This is a genomic window from Wolbachia endosymbiont of Rhagoletis cingulata (genome assembly GCF_048537655.1).
In the GTDB taxonomy this organism is placed as follows: Bacteria; Pseudomonadota; Alphaproteobacteria; order Rickettsiales; family Anaplasmataceae; genus Wolbachia; species Wolbachia pipientis.
In genome coordinates this window covers 1,374,570-1,391,424 of record NZ_CP175927.1, presented here as the reverse complement: position 1 = coordinate 1,391,424, position 16,855 = coordinate 1,374,570, and the positions used below count along the sequence as shown (strand labels likewise).

At 34.6% G+C, this 16,855-nt stretch carries 17 protein-coding genes and 3 pseudogenes; 9 read left to right on the top strand and 11 right to left on the bottom strand.

The window, feature by feature from the left end:
• Positions 1 to 11: 11 nt before the first annotated feature.
• Positions 12 to 368 carry a hypothetical protein gene (locus tag ACJZL3_RS06390; protein WP_223823154.1) on the bottom strand — a complete coding sequence of 119 codons (357 nt, stop codon included), beginning with the start codon at positions 366 to 368 and terminating at the stop codon, positions 12 to 14.
• A gap of 321 nt (positions 369 to 689) precedes the next feature.
• Between ACJZL3_RS06390 and ACJZL3_RS06385 the strand changes: the two are divergent.
• Together ACJZL3_RS06385 and ACJZL3_RS06380 are read left to right on the top strand one after the other, a co-directional pair.
• Positions 690 to 1,648: pseudogene (locus ACJZL3_RS06385) on the top strand (transposase); the annotation flags it as partial.
• 137 nt (positions 1,649 to 1,785) lie between these two features.
• Positions 1,786 to 1,970 (top strand): annotated as a pseudogene (locus ACJZL3_RS06380) (IS4 family transposase); the annotation flags it as partial.
• 189 nt (positions 1,971 to 2,159) lie between these two features.
• On the opposite strand, the gene ACJZL3_RS06375 reads toward ACJZL3_RS06380, so the two are convergent.
• From ACJZL3_RS06375 to ACJZL3_RS06345, 7 genes are all read right to left on the bottom strand, one after another.
• Positions 2,160 to 3,410, bottom strand: coding sequence for a citrate synthase (locus ACJZL3_RS06375; RefSeq protein WP_419198747.1), 1,251 nt, complete (start codon positions 3,408 to 3,410; stop codon positions 2,160 to 2,162).
• Between the two features lie 80 nt (positions 3,411 to 3,490).
• Positions 3,491 to 3,760 (bottom strand): 30S ribosomal protein S20, encoded by a 270-nt coding sequence (gene rpsT / locus ACJZL3_RS06370; protein ID WP_010081981.1) that lies wholly within the window; start codon positions 3,758 to 3,760, stop codon positions 3,491 to 3,493.
• 51 nt (positions 3,761 to 3,811) lie between these two features.
• Positions 3,812 to 4,399 (bottom strand): lysophospholipid acyltransferase family protein, encoded by a 588-nt coding sequence (locus ACJZL3_RS06365; protein WP_419198746.1) that lies wholly within the window; start codon positions 4,397 to 4,399, stop codon positions 3,812 to 3,814.
• A gap of 193 nt (positions 4,400 to 4,592) precedes the next feature.
• Positions 4,593 to 5,579: a site-specific tyrosine recombinase gene (locus ACJZL3_RS06360; RefSeq protein ID WP_095742816.1), complete on the bottom strand. Its 987-nt coding sequence runs from the start codon at positions 5,577 to 5,579 to the stop codon at positions 4,593 to 4,595.
• On the bottom strand, positions 5,569 to 5,739 hold the full coding sequence (locus ACJZL3_RS06355; protein ID WP_007549057.1) for a hypothetical protein: 171 nt from the start codon (positions 5,737 to 5,739) through the stop codon (positions 5,569 to 5,571). Before ACJZL3_RS06355 ends, ACJZL3_RS06360 begins: the two co-directional genes overlap by 11 nt.
• Before the next feature lie 205 nt (positions 5,740 to 5,944).
• Positions 5,945 to 6,580 (bottom strand): DnaA ATPase domain-containing protein, encoded by a 636-nt coding sequence (locus ACJZL3_RS06350; RefSeq protein ID WP_006280257.1) that lies wholly within the window; start codon positions 6,578 to 6,580, stop codon positions 5,945 to 5,947.
• A 129-nt stretch (positions 6,581 to 6,709) separates the two neighbouring features.
• Complete coding sequence (locus tag ACJZL3_RS06345; protein ID WP_010963061.1) at positions 6,710 to 7,774, bottom strand: AI-2E family transporter; 1,065 nt, start codon at positions 7,772 to 7,774, stop codon at positions 6,710 to 6,712.
• A gap of 263 nt (positions 7,775 to 8,037) precedes the next feature.
• Here ACJZL3_RS06345 and ACJZL3_RS06340 point away from each other — a divergent pair, with 263 nt between their 5' ends.
• Positions 8,038 to 9,231 (top strand): bifunctional 2-C-methyl-D-erythritol 4-phosphate cytidylyltransferase/2-C-methyl-D-erythritol 2,4-cyclodiphosphate synthase, encoded by a 1,194-nt coding sequence (locus tag ACJZL3_RS06340; RefSeq protein ID WP_010963060.1) that lies wholly within the window; start codon positions 8,038 to 8,040, stop codon positions 9,229 to 9,231.
• A gap of 958 nt (positions 9,232 to 10,189) precedes the next feature.
• On the opposite strand, the gene ACJZL3_RS06335 is transcribed toward ACJZL3_RS06340, so the two are convergent.
• A complete protein-coding gene (locus ACJZL3_RS06335; protein WP_010082017.1) occupies positions 10,190 to 11,254 on the bottom strand; it encodes a 5-(carboxyamino)imidazole ribonucleotide synthase in 1,065 nt (354 codons plus the stop codon).
• A gap of 96 nt (positions 11,255 to 11,350) precedes the next feature.
• Between ACJZL3_RS06335 and apaG the strand changes: the two genes are divergently transcribed.
• From apaG to ACJZL3_RS06305, 6 genes and pseudogenes are all read left to right on the top strand, one after another.
• The gene (gene apaG, locus ACJZL3_RS06330) at positions 11,351 to 11,752 is read left to right on the top strand and encodes a Co2+/Mg2+ efflux protein ApaG (RefSeq protein ID WP_007549064.1); all 402 of its coding nucleotides are present in this window, start codon (positions 11,351 to 11,353) and stop codon (positions 11,750 to 11,752) included.
• A 323-nt stretch (positions 11,753 to 12,075) separates the two neighbouring features.
• A pseudogene (locus ACJZL3_RS06325) lies at positions 12,076 to 12,321 on the top strand (PD-(D/E)XK nuclease family transposase); the annotation flags it as partial.
• Between the two features lie 454 nt (positions 12,322 to 12,775).
• Positions 12,776 to 12,919: a hypothetical protein gene (locus ACJZL3_RS06320; RefSeq protein ID WP_173862902.1), complete on the top strand. Its 144-nt coding sequence runs from the start codon at positions 12,776 to 12,778 to the stop codon at positions 12,917 to 12,919.
• Between the two features lie 37 nt (positions 12,920 to 12,956).
• On the top strand, positions 12,957 to 13,679 hold the full coding sequence (locus ACJZL3_RS06315; protein ID WP_419198720.1) for a reverse transcriptase N-terminal domain-containing protein: 723 nt from the start codon (positions 12,957 to 12,959) through the stop codon (positions 13,677 to 13,679).
• Positions 13,592 to 14,503 (top strand): group II intron maturase-specific domain-containing protein, encoded by a 912-nt coding sequence (locus ACJZL3_RS06310; protein WP_419198970.1) that lies wholly within the window; start codon positions 13,592 to 13,594, stop codon positions 14,501 to 14,503. The genes ACJZL3_RS06315 and ACJZL3_RS06310 overlap by 88 nt, the downstream gene beginning before the upstream one ends.
• On the top strand, positions 14,500 to 15,300 hold the full coding sequence (locus tag ACJZL3_RS06305; protein ID WP_010962972.1) for an Rpn family recombination-promoting nuclease/putative transposase: 801 nt from the start codon (positions 14,500 to 14,502) through the stop codon (positions 15,298 to 15,300). Before ACJZL3_RS06310 ends, ACJZL3_RS06305 begins: the two co-directional genes overlap by 4 nt.
• Before the next feature lie 34 nt (positions 15,301 to 15,334).
• Here the strand turns inward: ACJZL3_RS06305 and ACJZL3_RS06300 are convergent, their stop codons facing one another.
• Both ACJZL3_RS06300 and ACJZL3_RS06295 read right to left on the bottom strand, forming a co-directional pair.
• Positions 15,335 to 16,582 (bottom strand): IscS subfamily cysteine desulfurase, encoded by a 1,248-nt coding sequence (locus ACJZL3_RS06300; RefSeq protein ID WP_010081919.1) that lies wholly within the window; start codon positions 16,580 to 16,582, stop codon positions 15,335 to 15,337.
• Positions 16,583 to 16,672: 90 nt separating this feature from the next.
• On the bottom strand, positions 16,673 to 16,813 hold the full coding sequence (locus ACJZL3_RS06295) for a hypothetical protein (RefSeq protein WP_153296798.1): 141 nt from the start codon (positions 16,811 to 16,813) through the stop codon (positions 16,673 to 16,675).
• Between the last annotated feature and the right edge of the window lie 42 nt (positions 16,814 to 16,855).

Genomic DNA, 16,855 nt, shown 5'->3' with positions numbered 1-16,855 from the left:
CAGCTTTTTATTCAGATTAGATTATCTCCTTCTCCTATTCGCAATGCACCATATTCTAAGTCCTTAAATTCCGGGGAGTTCATAAATTTTGCAGGAGTGATCACACTTTTTTCTGGACACTGTACATAATAAAATTTATTATCTCTTTCTACTACAATTCCTTTTTTTTTGTCATTTTCAATACTATCACTTACAATTTGTTTTAGACGTGACAAATATTCGCCGCGTTCTTTCAGTATATCTTCTGGCAATAATCTCCGAACTTCTTGGCTCACATCAGTGCCTGTTGAAACTAGATTAAACATTTCTAACATAAGAGGCCGTAGTTTTTCTTTTCCAGTCTCAGTAACATTTTTATCTTGCTCCATGAGGTGGTATAAGATCAGTATCGAATAATCTATTATTGATGACTTTTTTCTCCTTGGAATACATCAACACTAAACATGACCTTGTGCTTTTTTGCATCGTCTATAGATTTTTGAAGTCTCTTTGCTATGTTTTCGATAGCTTCATCATTAGGTAAGTGTTCAGGCAATGGCGTCAACTTAAGGAAAAATATCAGCGATAGTATATAAAATTTCTCTCTAAATTTTTTATCATTAAATTATCCAAAGAGTGCAAGGGACAGCACTTTTGTTTCTATTTTATTGCAACAAAAAAGTTTAAAATGTGTCTTTTTTAGGTGAGGCATGCAAAAAGGAAAAGATCTTATCTTACAAATTAAAAATGCAATATACTCGAAAACTTTTCAGAAAATCCATTGTGTTGAGTTTTACACGAACAAGAAAACTTCCTTTTTCGACAGTATTTTCTATGATTTTAAAGTTAGTTAAAAAAAGTTTGGGAATAGAATGTGAACTTATGGAGCCATTGACATGTACCCTCAAAGCAAGCTTTTTCTAAAGCAAGGTATAAGATTTGCCATACAGGCTTTCAAGAATCTAAGCATCCAAACAGCCTATCAGGATGAACCTGAGTTGGAGAGGCTATAGACTTATTGCAGCAGATGGTTCTGGTATGAGATTACCCAGCTCTGGGGAAATTGTATCCGAGTTTGAACCAAATGGAACAACAGGCACCATTGGCAATTTGTTTGTTGATTTGTGTACTTCATTGATTTGCAGTGCTCGTCTTGCAGCTTGGAATATAGGTGAACAAACGTTGGCGGCAGAGCAATTACCCGAAGTTATCACTCAAATGCGTTTATTAAATCAAGAGAAATTATTATTTATCTATGATCGTCTTCAGTAAAATTCATTCAGCAGCATTATAATTTGGAAGTAGATTTTATTTTTCGCTTGCAAAAAAGAAATTATAGTAAGCTATGGGAACGCTGGCGAATTAGATTTTGATTTTATATTAGAAAATGAAAAGCTAAAAAATAAAATGAAAGGACAGAAAGTAAGAGTTATAGTGCTGACATTAGCCAACTGAGAAACAGAGTTTTTGACCGAGACTTTGGAGCAAAGCTTATGTGTTAAGGTGGCACATAGAGGAGTGCTATAAACGACTCAAAGTAGGAGCAGAGTTAGAGAATTTTTCTGGAGAGGCTGTATTACAAGAATTTTGGGCAAACTTGGTCATGTGCAATATATTATCGCTTCATATGTGTGATGCACAAGGGCCTTGGAACCCAGATCAAATTACTGATACCAATTCCCACTGCACAATAAACGGATAGATAACAATGGAAAAAAAGCCATACTATTGCCTTTCTTTCTCACTCCACAATTAAATAACTCTACAATATCGCTTATTTGATTCACTAATAATGAGAATTGGTATGAGTATCGTTTAAATTTTTCAGTTTTATTTGGTGTAATGAGGCAGAAACTCTATCAGGTACTTATTGCGCCAAAAAACTTTCAAGCCCTTTTTAAGTATACGCGCTAAAGTTAAAATCCGACCGGGACAGCCGCAATAAAGTAGATAAGCCTAAACGCCATCATGTCTTTAGGAGAGTTTGCTAATGAAAGTTCTTAAGTTGACGCCATTGGCTGAACGGATACGGAATGACACCATCCTTTTTTCTGGATTCCAGACTGGAATGACACCTCTGGACACTTCCGTCGTAAAGGAACCAGTGTCAGCTACTCGGATGACACCTTTTTTCTACTTAGTTTGGGTTATGCAAGAAGTCTAATGAAGTGAAAATAAATTTATTTACCAAAATAGAGTTGCCTTGGTCTACAGATCTTAGTTTCTTTATCATTTATCATTTCATACCACTGAGTAACCCAACCAGTGGTTCTTGCAAGTGCAAAAATAGGCGTGAACATATTTGAGGGGATATCAATAGCATTCATTATTATACCTGAGTAAAAATCAACATTTGGATATAACTTACGCACGATAAAATATTCATCCTTTAAAGCTATTTCTTCAAGTTTTTTTGCAATTTTAAGCAGTTCATTATTTTGTTCTAGTTTACTTAGAACCTCATGGCAAGCGCCTTCCAATATACGCGCGCGCGGATCATAATTTTTATAAACACGATGTCCAAATCCCATCAATTTAAATGGATCTTTATCATCTTTAGCTTTTTCGATGAATTTATCTATATCTCCACTTTGCTCTATCTCTTTTAGCATATTTATAACTGCCTCATTAGCTCCACCATGTGCTGGTCCCCAAAGTGTAGCAACTCCTGCAGAGAGGCTTGCAAACAGATTAGAACCAGCCGATCCCACCAATCTGACAGCCGCCGTAGAAGCATTCTGTTCATGATCAGCATGGAGAGTAAATATTTTATCCAGAGCTTTTGCAAAAAGGGCGCTTTTATCATTATCAACAGCATCGCCAAATATCATCTTTAAGAAATTTTCACTGTAACTTAATTCATTGTTAGCATTTATGAATTCCTGATTGTTGATATGCCTATAAATCATTGCAATAATTGTGGAAACTTGCGCTATTGCAGAAATTCCAAAATCTAGGTCTTCACCATTGACATTGTTGCCATGCTTTTCATGATAAGATGCTGACAAACTTGCAAAACATGCAACTAAGATTGACATAGGGTGAGCAGTTTTTGGAAATGCTTTAATTACATTTGTAACTTGCTCTGATACTTTGGATGATTCTTGTATTTTGAGAAGAAATTTTTTGTGTTGCTCTGAACTGGGTAATTCACCATAGAGCAATAAATAAATCACAGCAGTAAAATTATTATTCTCTGCCAAATCAGCTATACTATGTCCCCTATATTTAAGAACTCCTTCATCTCCATCAATGAATGTAATTGTAGAAGAGCATGAAGCTGTAGAAACAAACCCTGGATCGTAAGTGAATAATCCTGTCATCTTATATAAATCCTTGATATTTAACACATCAGGACCTGTTGTTCCGCTTAATACAGGTAGCTCGATTTTTAATCCATTACTTAGTTCTAATAGCACTTTTTTATCCATCACTTAAGCTACTTAAATTTTATACAGAATATACAAACTGAGGAGTATATATTAATACAGTTAACTTTACATTAACCGTATTAAGCGGTCATCAATGCTTTTACTTTTGCATTTAAGCGACTTATTTTACGCGCAGCGGTATTCCTATGAATAACACCTTTATTCACACACTTGTGTAAATTAGATTCAGCATTCCGAAATGCCAGAACAACATTTTCTTTGTCGCCAGACTTGATTATATCAACCAAATTTCTAATAGCAGTGCGAGTTTTACTTTTCCGCATCTTATTTATTAAAGTGCGCTTTGCTATTACCTTTATCATTTTTTTAGCACTCTTATGATTTGCCATATATTAATACCTAAAATACTGTACTTTTCTTTTAATTATAAAGTTTTTTTGTTAATTTGCAATATCAGTTTTTCCTATGGTTAATCTACTGCTTCTCTCTTCAATAATTTTTTCTAAACTTTGCAAGAATTCATTTTTGTTTAACTCAGGATATATTGGGGGCAATATTTCTATTACTGCCTTTCCGGGATTCTTTCTCAGAGAAAGTATGCTTTTTGGCCAAAACAAACCAGTGTTTAAAGCAACCGGTAACACAGGAACAGATAATACGCTATATAAAGCAGCAATACCTGGTTGATATTTTATATTTTGGTTTATAGTTGTTCTTGTACCTTCAGGAAATATTATTATGCTTCTATTTTCTTTTATACGCATTTTTGCTAGTTTGATTATATGGCGTATAGAACTGATACCATCTGAACGGTTAATAAAAATCATTTTCAGCGCTATAAGATGCAAACCAATGAATGGAATCCATTTCAATTCACGTTTTAAAATAAAAACCGCTTTTCTAAATAGTAGTATAAAAATAAATGTTTCAAATGGAGATTGGTGTTTAGATGCAATGATAAAAGGTTGCTTAGGGATGTTTTCCATTCCCCTCACTTCATATTTAATGCCACATAATAAACGCAGCATGAATAATACAACTCTCACCGAACAGACGAGGAAAATGGTTATTACACACTCAGAAAAGAAAATTACAGGGAGAGTAATGAAAGTATAGAATACCTCCCATAATATAAGAAAGAAATTAAACAATAAACTTGAAATCACAAACTCACATAAATTTATTTAAATTTAACTTTATTACAAATTAAAAACAATAAATTTAATTATTGATCATCTGAGTAATAGGATGCGAATCAGCTAATTTGTCCTTTAACTTTTCGTTAGCAATATGAGTATATATTTGTGTTGTAGAAAGGTTAGTATGGCCAAGAACTTTCTGTATCAACACAATATTTGCTCCGCTATTTAGTAGATGGGTAGCAAAAGAATGCCTAACCACGTGTGGAGAGATCTTATTTTCATCAATATTGCATTTTCTTGCCAACTCCTTCATTAATTGACCGACCCTCTGCCTTGTAATTGGTTTATTAGGTTTATCACCTGGGAATAGCCAATCGGATTCCTTTTCTTTAGAGATCAGATTATCACGAACTGATAAATAATTTCTAAGGCTCTGCAATGCTTGTTCATTAAAAAGAATTTGCCTCTCTCTACCACTTTTTCCTTTTATTATTATATAGCATTCTTTGTTATTACTGTTTATTAAATGTGACACTTCACATAATTTCATACTAATTAGTTCAGAAACACGCATTCCAGAAGAGTAAAGGATATCTAAAATCGCACATAGCCTTTTACTGCTTATCTCTTTATTCGATTCGCTTGCTGATTTTCTCACTGTGTCCATTAGCAAAAATATTTCTTCGACACTTAAATACTTAGGCAAAGGACGAGAAACTTTTGGATTCTTTAATTCAGCATCATTAGCCGGCGCTGGATTAAAATCTATTATTCCGTCATTAAATAGACACTTGTAAAAATTTTTCATAGCGGATATTTTTCTTGATATAGAGCTACTTTTATATTTTTTTTGTGTACATAAAGATTTCACATAATCTTTAATATTGGTTTTGTTTACACCAACCAAGGTAGTGCCGCTTTCCAATAAAAATTCTTCAAACTGGTGTAAATCCGAACGATAACTTTCCAGAGTATTTTGTGCAGCGGACCTCTCTGAAGCTAAAGCATCTATGTAATATGTTATGTAAAGATTTTCTTTTTTATTTTGCGACTGTTTATTTTTCATTATCAGTTCCTATATTTATTTCTTTGGCTATAATTTGATTAGAAGTGTTCCCTGTGTTTCTTATGAGAAAATATGAGACAAATAAAGCATTTATCAATAGAGTGAACATCACAAACTTTTGCTTTAACCTTTTTCTTAAATTTAATCTTACTCTTATCATAGTTAAATTATAACGTTAAATCTATAAAAAACACCTTATAAAGTGAGCTCTACTATAAATATAGAATACTTCTTAGCTGTATCTATCTATATTTATTATAACATAACATTGATTATAATTCTAACATGGACAGGTAGAGATTCCAATTACGTTAGTGTTATGGGTGTTAATAAATTTTTAATATACACCTTTACAAAAGAAGAAATCAAATGGCATCTTTTTTTAATAAAGTGCTAATAAAAGGAACGGTCACATTTGACCCTATAGATTCATTATCTATCTTTTCTATAATTTTATCAATGCTATAGAAAGAACGTTCTATTCTTGCTAAAATATAATTAATCACTTTTAAATCAATTTTTAACTGTTTATCTGAAAATCGTTTTATTAGCATAATTCTTAATAATTCCTCGCTTGCAGGCAAAATTTTTACGCTGATAGTTGATAATATTCGAGAACTTAAATCTCTTAGTTTGAAGTTAAGCTTTTTTGGTGAAATTGAAGAAGTGATTAGCAGCCTCTTGTCGTTTTCTTTCATGTAATTGTAACAATGTAATAACATGGCTTCATCTTTAATGTTTTGTACGTCTTCTAAAATAAAAGCATCGCTATACCTAATCTCGCTTACGAAGTTATTCACATTGATAAAGATTGCATCGTTTATTGATTGCCAAATATGAGCAAGATGAGTTTTACCGGAGCTTTTAGGTCCAAAAAGAATCAGACATTTCCAAGATAAATCATTAACTACCGAATTATATACGTGCTTATTTTCATCTAAGATGATGTAATTTTGCCGGCTATAATCAGCTTGATTGTTGTTAAATAAATTTAATTGCACGTTGAACCTCTTACGTAACCTCTTTCTGGTAGTAATTTTTGCGCAGAAATTTACTTACGCTCCTCAAATGTGTCAGGTATTCTGGGCTCATTTCTCCTCTTACCATAAATTGATTATGCAAAAGGTCTGTTAGCCGTTTTTATAAAGCTCACTTTTAAAATATTTATTGATTGCATATTCTACTGATACATTGAACATTGCTATTATTGGAATAAAAAGTAATATACCTGTAAATCCAAAATATGAAGCGCATATAGTAATTCCCAGAATAATTACAGTTGGATGTATATGAACTTTTTTTCCTATTAATAAAGGAACTAATATATTTGAATCTATTAATTGTCCAACACCAAATAATAGCAAAACAGCAGCACTTTCAAACCATCCACTAAATTGAGTGATAGCGCTCAAAAACCCAATAATGGTATATAATAATGGCCCTACGTAAGGTATGAACGTTAACATTCCTGATAAAATTCCAATAACAATAGAGTGTTCCAATCCAATTATGCTCAGACTCACAGAGTAAAAGACCATCATGACAATACATACATTTACCTGCCCCTTTAGATAATTAGATATAATGAAATCCACTTTGGAAAAATAATCTGCAATTTTTCCTCTGTAAGGAATAGGGATTAATTTACTAGCTTTTTCTATAATTAAAGGCCAATCACGTAATATATAGAAAAACACTACAGGAGTAATCACCATTAATGATACCGTGTTAAAGCTTGAACTTAACACTTGGATTATAAAGTTACTAGCAATATCAAGAGCATTCATGAAATAAGATACATAGTTGCTGTAATTTTCTGCTAGATTTTTAGATAAATGATCAAATAAGCTATCCTCGATTTTCATATTAAGAAATTCTAATACAGAGGGGATTACTTTAAACTTTAATGAAGGCACTTTACTCACTAAGAAATTTAATATTGAAGTAATTTGAACATATATAATAGGTAAAACAAATGTTATGACTAGTATAAAAGCTATTAATAAAATAAGTATTATAAAAATTACAGAACATGAACGTGGTATTCTATACTTTTCAAACTTGACTACTAGCGGATTAAACAAATATGCAATAATAATAGATATTAAACATGGAAAAATCATAGGACGCATCAGGAATAACATCCCTATTATAAAAAGCAGTATGAAACAAATAGTTATATGACGTTTTTGCATGTGTTTAGCATAGCTAATTTACTGAAAAATATGCAATTTATTTTTTCTATGTTGAAAGTATTTTACGATTTGTAATACTATCATTTTTTACTAAAATTTAGTTGTTTAATCCGCAGGCAAAGATAGATTTTGAGCTCTCTAAATATCTCTTTTGCTATTATAATTATGCTAGTTAATAGGGGAAGTAACTTTTATATGATGTCAGAAATTTTATTTTTCGGAAAGAATCTTGGATAGAGAGGAAAGCTTCTACAAAAAGAAATATGTGCGCTAAGAAATACAAAATAGCAGCATTAATAGTTGCAGCGGGAGTAGGCAGTAGATGCAATTCTACGATTCCTAAGCAATATATAAAACTGGCAGGTAAATCTGTTTTATTTCATACAATTAAAAGATTTCTGGCTAACCAATATATAGATTACATAAGAATAGCAATTAATAGAGACCATGAAAGTTTCTATGAGAAAGCTATATCACTAATTACAGACACTAAATTACTAAGCCCTGTATACGGAGGAGAAAACAGGCAAAGTTCAGTTAAACTAGGGCTTGAAAGCTTACAAAAAATTAACCCAGATTTTGTAGTTATACACGATGCTTGTAGGCCTTTTGTGTCAGATGTTCTGATAGATAACTTGGTTGAATCTATGATTAATGATCAATATACAGGAGTAGTTCCAGCAATAGAAGTTGAAGACACTATGTCATTGGTGAGTAATAGTTTTATTGAATCTACGATTTCAAGAGGAAAGCTCAGAGCCATACAAACCCCTCAAATTTTTAATTTCAAAGAATTATTATCATGCCATCAATCAGTCAAAGAATTTACTGACGATTCATCACTAATGGTAGAACACAAAAAACATGTTGCGATTATTAAAGGTGAGAAAAGCAATTTTAAGTTAACCACAAAAGAGGATATCAATATGGCAAAGCTTCTTTTTGAAGAGCCAAAATTTCGTGTCGGAGCCGGTTATGATATACATAAGTTCATTAAAGTTCAAAATGGTGCTGAAAGCTTTATAAAAATTTGCGGTGTGAAAATTGAACACAACATGGCAATAGAAGCGCACTCTGATGGTGATGTTGCAATACATGCAATCGTTGATGCAATACTCGGAGCACTGGGATGTGGCGACATAGGAGAGCACTTTCCTCCTAGTTCCTCTGAATGGAAAGATTGCAATTCATCTCACTTTCTTGACTTTGCTGCTAAAAAAGCAAAAGAAAAAGGGTACAGCGTGTCTAATTTAGATATTACTATAGTTTGTGAAGAGCCTAAAATATCGCCTTACAAAGTAGAAATGAAGAAATTCATATCAAAAGCATTAGAAATTGATGATGAATTTGTAAATATCAAAGCAACCACTGCAGAGAAATTAGGTTATATTGGAAGAAATGAAGGAATAGCAGTGCATGCTTCTGTGTTATTGCATACAAACTTTTATTGGAAATAGAAACGAAAAAACTTACTTGACACCCTTCGCCAGCCCCCTTATCATGAAACTGAAGCTATTTATTTATCTTCTCTGTACAGATTAAATGACAAAAAAACTCAACGTATTTGGCGTCTCATGTTTAATTTTTTGCACTATGTGCACCTTATGTCTTTATCAAATTTCTAGCTATACAAGCTAAAATGCGCTTATAAAGCATTTAAAACATCAAAAAACGCCAACTTAAAAAATGGATAGTGAGTAATTAGCTACCCTAGGTTTTCTTTGCCTTTTTTTCTGTTTAGTAAATTTCTTAATGTTTATAATTTAGATTAGTTGCGGCTTAAAAGCAGATGAATCGCGGTTATTAAACGTTTAGAATAAAAAAACGCCATACTTGAAAGTATAATGTAAGTAACTAGCCAACCACGGGGCTTCTTTTGCCTTTTTTTTCGTTTGGTAAATTTCTTAAACATTTATGGCTAAACGACAATCGTCATCCCGCTACTTGTTAGCGGGATCTAGAGATACCGCGGCGGCATGACGTAGGACTGCTGTCATTCAAGTAGCTGACGCTGGAATCCAGCCTTGCTGTAATCTCATCAAGAACGTTGTGTTTTAACATAAGATCAGCCACTTTTATGCTTACCAACTTAATAAAATTCCTGGATCCAAGTAGTCAGGCTACTCGAATGACACCTTCATAAAGTGAAATGAGATCCCGCTAACAAGCAGCGGGATGACGAGAAAGGGGCTACTCGGATGATACCCTCATAAAGTAAAATGAGATCCCGCTAACAAGCAGCGGAATGACGGGAAAAGAGGTGCTGGGATGACACCTTCACAAAGTGAAATGAGATCCCGCTAACAAGCAGCGGGATGACGGGAAAAGAGGTGCTAGAATGACACCGTTTACTATGTAACATCTCATCATATCACAATGTTCGTACAGTTGTGGCGGTATGACGTAGAAAAACTGTTAACTTAAATCTATATTGACATGTCCCATTTTACGCTTATCCCTAACCTCTTTTTTCCCATATATGGTTAAACTAGCTTTTTCGTTGCTCAAATACTTATGAGAATCATATATATCATTACCTATTATATTTTTCGTCATACAAGGAAAGCGTAATACTACTTCCTGCATAGGTAGCCCGCATATTATCCTAACTAGCTGTTCAAATTGACTAACGTTACATGCATCCAAGCTCCAGTGGCAAGAATTGTGAGGTCTTGGAGCTAGTTCATTAACTAACAATTCGTTATCCTTAGTAACAAAAAATTCAATAGCCAGAATTCCTATTACATCAAGCGCATTTGCTATTTTCTTTGCAGCTCGTTGTACCTCTTGAGTTAATTTACTATCTATTTTAGCTGGCACTGTTGAAGTATCAAGTATTCCATCAACGTGGTAATTTTCTGCTATAGGAAAAAAAGCTACTTTACCGTTTTTATCTCTTGCAACGACTATTGAAACCTCTTTCAGTAAATCAACACTTGCTTCAAGAATGTACTCTGTATTCCAATCAAAGGAAGCAAATTGCTTCACTTCAGAATCATTCTCAAGCACATATTGCCCTTTTCCATCATAACCCATTTCTGTTGTTTTCAGCCTTGTTGGATAGCCAAAAGCTCTACTGCTTTTCAGTAGCTCATTATAATTTTGTATACTTTTGTATTCAGCAGTTTTTATACTCAAGCTTCTAATGAAATCTTTCTCTCTAAGCCTATTTTGCGCAATGTGTAACGCTTTTTTACCCGGATAAAAATTTACATCGATATCAATTGCACTACATGGAATATTTTCAGACTCAATAGTGACCAAATCCACACTCTGTGCAAAAGATTCAAGCGCTTTCTTATCAGAGAAATCTGCTATTGTGAAATCATCAGCAATAGAACAAGCTGGATCGTCTTTAGCACTGGCAAAAACATGTATTTTTTGTCCAAGTTTTGTTGCAGCGATAGCAGTCATTTTACCTAATTGTCCACCACCTATTATTCCTATTACTTTTTTGCTCAGCGCATCTGGTTCATTCATACTATAAATTGATATTTCCTAATTAAAGTATACTTGAAAAATCTATGAAAAAAGTATATAATTAAAATACTATTTTCTTATCATGAATATTTTATAATGATAGAATACACACTAACTACCAACTTTGTTGAAGTTACAGTTTTACCAATTTATATTGAAGAGCAATCCATTCCTTATGAAAATTGCTATGTATGGATGTATAACGTTAAGATAAAAAACAAAAGCCAATCAACTATTCAATTGTTAAGTCGTCATTGGCAAATAATAGATTATAAGGGAAAAGTAAATGAAATTGCCGGAGTTGGTGTTATCGGAGAACAACCTGTGATAAAATCTGGAGAGGTATTTAAATACACAAGTGGAACATACTTAAATGTACCGTCAGGAATAATGCAGGGTAAGTATGAATTTCTGAATGAAGAAAGCATAAAAGTTTTTGAAGTTATGATACCACCCTTTTCTTTGGATAGTCCATACATCAAAACTAGACCCCATTAACTGTCAAAATAGTTTATTTGTAACCAGACTGCATTCTGTGATTTTTAGCAAAGCACGATACACAATCGTCATCCCGCTACTTGTTAGCGGGATCTATGCTAAGATACCGCGAATGAATCGCGGTATGACGGTTCGCGGCGGCATGACGATAAGCTCGTCATCCCGCTACTTGTTAGCGGGATCTATGCTAAGATACCGCGAATGAATCGCGGTATGACGGTTCGTGGCGGTTATGACGTGTTAGCTATAGCTATCTTCAAAAATATGGTTGAATAATTGTTAATAATAGTGTATAATTATTAATATTTTTAAGCACTTTGGCTATGGCTCTTTCAAAATTTCTCGATCCTCGCAATGATTTGTGTTTCAAAAAAATCTTTGGAACGGAAAAAAATAAGAATATCCTGATCCACTTTTTGAACGATATTTTAGGGTTTACTGAGATAAATGCAATACAAGAAGTTGAGTTTCTTAGCACTATTATGGATCCCGAAGTTGCCTCTGATAAACAAAGTATTGTTGATGTTCTCTGCAAGGATTCTCACGGAAATAGATATATAGCAGAAATGGTGCGACCTGAAAGCCTTCGGTCATATTGTTTAAAAGGAGAGGAATTCATTCAGAAAGAAACTGAAAGGATTCTAAAGCTTATTGAACCAGATGTTTTGCCATCTGAGTCTACGCATCAGTGCGAATTGGGTAACCAGTTGGTGCCGAGCGACGCGGACAATGAACCTCCTCTTGATAAAGAAGATGCTCAATCGTGAGAGAAAGCATAAACTACAAGCATCATGTGGTTGGAGGGCTAGGCTTAGTGGTATGGTGAACGTAAGTGAAGCTTCATAAGTATCGTAACGATTAAAGAGCTAAAGATGCTGATAAGCTCCGACCAAAAGGTAATGTGGATGAGTTACATTTTTCATTTCTGGATGTACGCAAATAATAATTCCACCGGTATAGAGAAGCCACCTAACCCACTATTGTATGACAAAAGGAACAGGATAAGCCTGTATTTTCGCCTATATGGCAGGCAACCCGCAAGGAATGCTGATGGATGTGCAGGTAAAGGATAATGGAGAAAGCGAATGCCATTTTGTAACGAAATGGATAGAATTTGTAACATTAATTCGCGTGAAAACGAGCAGACTTCCATTTGGTCCCTCATGACAAGAAACTTTGTTAACCACTTAAGGTAGGAAAGCAGATGATTACAAGTACAACTGTAAGTGCACCTACCAATAACTCCGAAGCATGGAACCAGTTACCCTGGAAGAAATGCCAAAAAGTTGTTATGAGGCTACAGAGGCGTATTGTTAAGGCTGTCCAACAAGGCAGATGGGGTAAGGTGAAAACTTTACAACACCTTCTCACACGCTCTTTTAGCGGCAAAGCTTTGGCGGTTAAGAGAGTAACTGAAAACCAAGGAAAAAACACAGCAGGTGTAGATCGTCAAATATGGTCAACTTGCAACACAAAATTTCAAGGAATAAAGCTATTAAAACAAAGAGGATACAAACCTTCTCCGCTAAAACGGATATACATCAGTAAGTCTAATGGCAAAAGAAGACCTCTTGGAATCCCTACGATAAAAGATAGAGCCATGCAAGCATTATACTTGTTTGCTTTGGAACCGATAGCTGAAACGATCAGTGATCGTCACTCTTATGGTTTTAGACCAAAAAGATCCTGCGCAGACGCTACTGTGGCTTGTCACTTGTTACTGGCAAGCCGTAACCAACTACAATGGATACTCGAAGGTGATATTAAAGGGTGTTTTGATAACATTAACCATGAATGGCTCATGAAGCATATTCCTATGGAGAAGAAAATTCTTCATAGCTGGTTAAAAGCTGGCTTCCTAGAATCAAAACTCTGTATTCCACAACTGCAGGTACCCCACAAGGTAGTATCATCTCTCCAATACTAGCAAATCTAGCCCTAAATGGACTTGAAAAATCATTGGAAAGTCAATTTGGTAAACTTGGCAGTAAAAGAAGAAGCAAAATCAGAAGTGGAGTAAATGTAATCAGGTACGCAGATGACTTTATCATTTCAGGAATCACACGTGAAGTACTGGAAAATGAAGTAAAACCTCTAGTATCGTCCTTTCTTCAGGAGAGAGGTCTTATCCTTTCCGAAGAGAAAACAAAAATTACATCTATTACAACAGGGTTTGACTTTCTTGGTTGTAATGTACGCAGGTATAATAAGAAGTTAATTATAAAACCTTCAAAAGAAAGTATTAAGAAACTTCTTAATAAAGCACGTACATTGATAAAGGCAAACATAGCGAACACTCAGGCCGTACTAATCAAGTTGCTCAATTCCCTATTAAGGGGATGGGGAAATTACTACAGCCATGTGTGTGCGAAAAGAGCTTTTAACAAAATAGACCATGAAATTATGTGTGCTCTATGGAAATGGGCAAAGAAAAGACATCCTCGTAAAGGATTACGTTGGATAAAGAATCGTTACTTCAAGGTAATGAAACAACGCCAATGGGTCTTTGCTGCACCCATATGCAAGAACAAACCGAAAGAGATAAGGTATTTAAGACTGCTTAGGTTGATTGATATACCTATCAGACGACATGTTAAAATCAGGGCGGATGCAAATCCACTTGACTTAAAATGGAAAAAGTATTTTGATGAAAGAGTGAAACAAACAAAAATGTTAGCAAGCTCTTTCTCAAGAGAAGGTTCTCTACTGTTGGTGTCACCATTAAGAATGATGTTTTCTGAGGAATCATGAAGGACAAGCCGGTTCGAGAAAAGAAGGACTTAGATAAGGGGCTCAAGCGTAGTGTGGGGAAACCTGCATGCTGCGTTTCTAAGGGAGGGAGTAGTAGCAATACTACTTCCTTACCTAACCAGCTCACTCGCGATAAAGGCTTCGAAAAACGAGCTCAACTATATGCTGCTAAGGCTTACTCAAGGCAAGCTGATAAATCTGGTAAGTACATTGATTTAAAGAAGGTTTTCTTTATTGCTATCTCTAATTGTAATTTATTTCCTGATAAGCTTGATTATATATCCAGCCACACTATAAGAGATGAGAAAACCAATGAGCATGACTTAAAAGATTTTCAATTTGTATTTATTGAACTACCTAAATTTCCTAAGAATAAGGAAGAACAGCTAGAAAGCATAGTGGATCGTTGGTTATTTTTCTTCAAATATGCAGATGAAACTACGGAAGAAGACTTAAGGAAAATAGCAGAAAAAGCACCAATAATAAAGTTAGCCTACGATGAATTAGACAGGTTTAGCTGGAATGAAAAAGATTTAGTAGCTTATGAAGAAAGAATAATGGATCTACGGAAAGAAGAAGCCATTCTTGAATACAGACTTGACCTTGCTACTGAAAAAGGCATCCAAATTGGCGAAGAAAGAGGCATCAAAATCGGTAAAGAGGAAGGGAAAATTGAAGGAAAAATCGAAGTCGCAAAAGCAATGCTGGCTAACAATGTTGATGTCAACACTATTGTCAAATTTACTGGCCTTTCTATTAGTGAGATTGAAGAATTAAGTGTGAACGGTACAGAGTAATTTCAAAGTGCATTTGCAGTTGGAACGGATACATTTAATGAGAGTCCCATTTCACGGTGTTCAAATCTACTCCTTCTTGTACCATCTCCCAAAGTGGGCTCATTTCTCTCAGTCGGCCAACATTTTTAGCAACAAGATCTGCTGCATACAAAACTTCTTCTCTAGTTGTAAATCGGCCTAGGCCAAATCTAATTGATGAATGCTCAAGGTCATGGCCATTATTTAGCGACCGTACTACATAGGAAGGCTCAAGAGACGCAGACGTGCACGCAGAACCAGAACTTACTGCTAAATCCTTGATTGCCATGATGAGAGACTCACCCTCAACATAGGGAAAGCTCAAGTTTAGGTTGCCAGGAATTCTATTTTCATAATCACCATTTAAAACGATATCAGGAAACGCTTCTTTTATCTTGTTATACAAAATATCCCTTAATTCTTCCACTCTAGTTGTTTCTTTTTTCATTTCTTCTCTAGCAATACGTGCCGCTTCACCAAAACCAACTGCAAGAGGTGTTGGAACTGTTCCAGAACGCATGCCTCTTTCCTGTCCACCACCACTAATTAGTGGTATCAGCCTAACACGAGGATTCTTTCTACGTACATATAATGCGCCTATTCCCATAGGTCCATAAATTTTGTGGCTAGAGAGACTCATAAGATCAATGCACATCTCATTAACATCAATTGGAACTTTTCCAAAGCTTTGAGCTGCATCTGTATGGAAAAATATATTATGCTTTCTGCATATTTTACCAATCTCCTTTACAGGCTGAATTACTCCGATTTCATTATTTACCATCATTACTGAAATCAAAATTGTTTTATCAGTAATTGCTTCCTCAAGCTTTGATAAATCTATAATTCCGTTTTGCTTAACAGGCAAATATGTAACTTTAAAGCCTTCATTTTCCAGATGCCGACAAGAATCCAGAACACACTTATGCTCCGTGCAGACAGTGATTATATGATTTCCTTTATTTTTATAAAAGTGAGCAACGCCCTTGATTGCCGTATTATTTGACTCAGTTGCACCTGAGGTAAAGATAATTTCTTTGCTATCTGCGTTCACCAGATCAGCGATGTGTTTCCTTGCTTTTTCCACTGCTTCTTCAGCAGTCCAACCAAATGAATGGCTGCGAGAGTGTGCATTGCTGAACTCACCAAAGTAAGGTATCATCACCTCTAAAACACGGGGATCTACTTTAGTAGTAGATTGATAATCAAGAAATATTGGTAATTTTATTTTAGCATCGTGTATTTTTTTACTTTCAACATTCATAAAGCTACCACGGAGACAAAATTTACAATTATTTTATAGCATTAAAACTTAATTTTTTCAAGATATAATCTTGCATCAAGTACAAAAGTGTCATCCAAGTAGCTGACACATAACTGTACGAACATTTATTTGCGAAAGCAGTGTGTTAAATGTTATAGCCAGTTTTGCCTCAAACACAAAGGCAGTGCCCAGACACTGGGATGACACCCTATTGGTGGCAATTGCTTCCAAATCATAATGTTTGTACAGCTGTGCGCCGTGCGCTGGAATCCG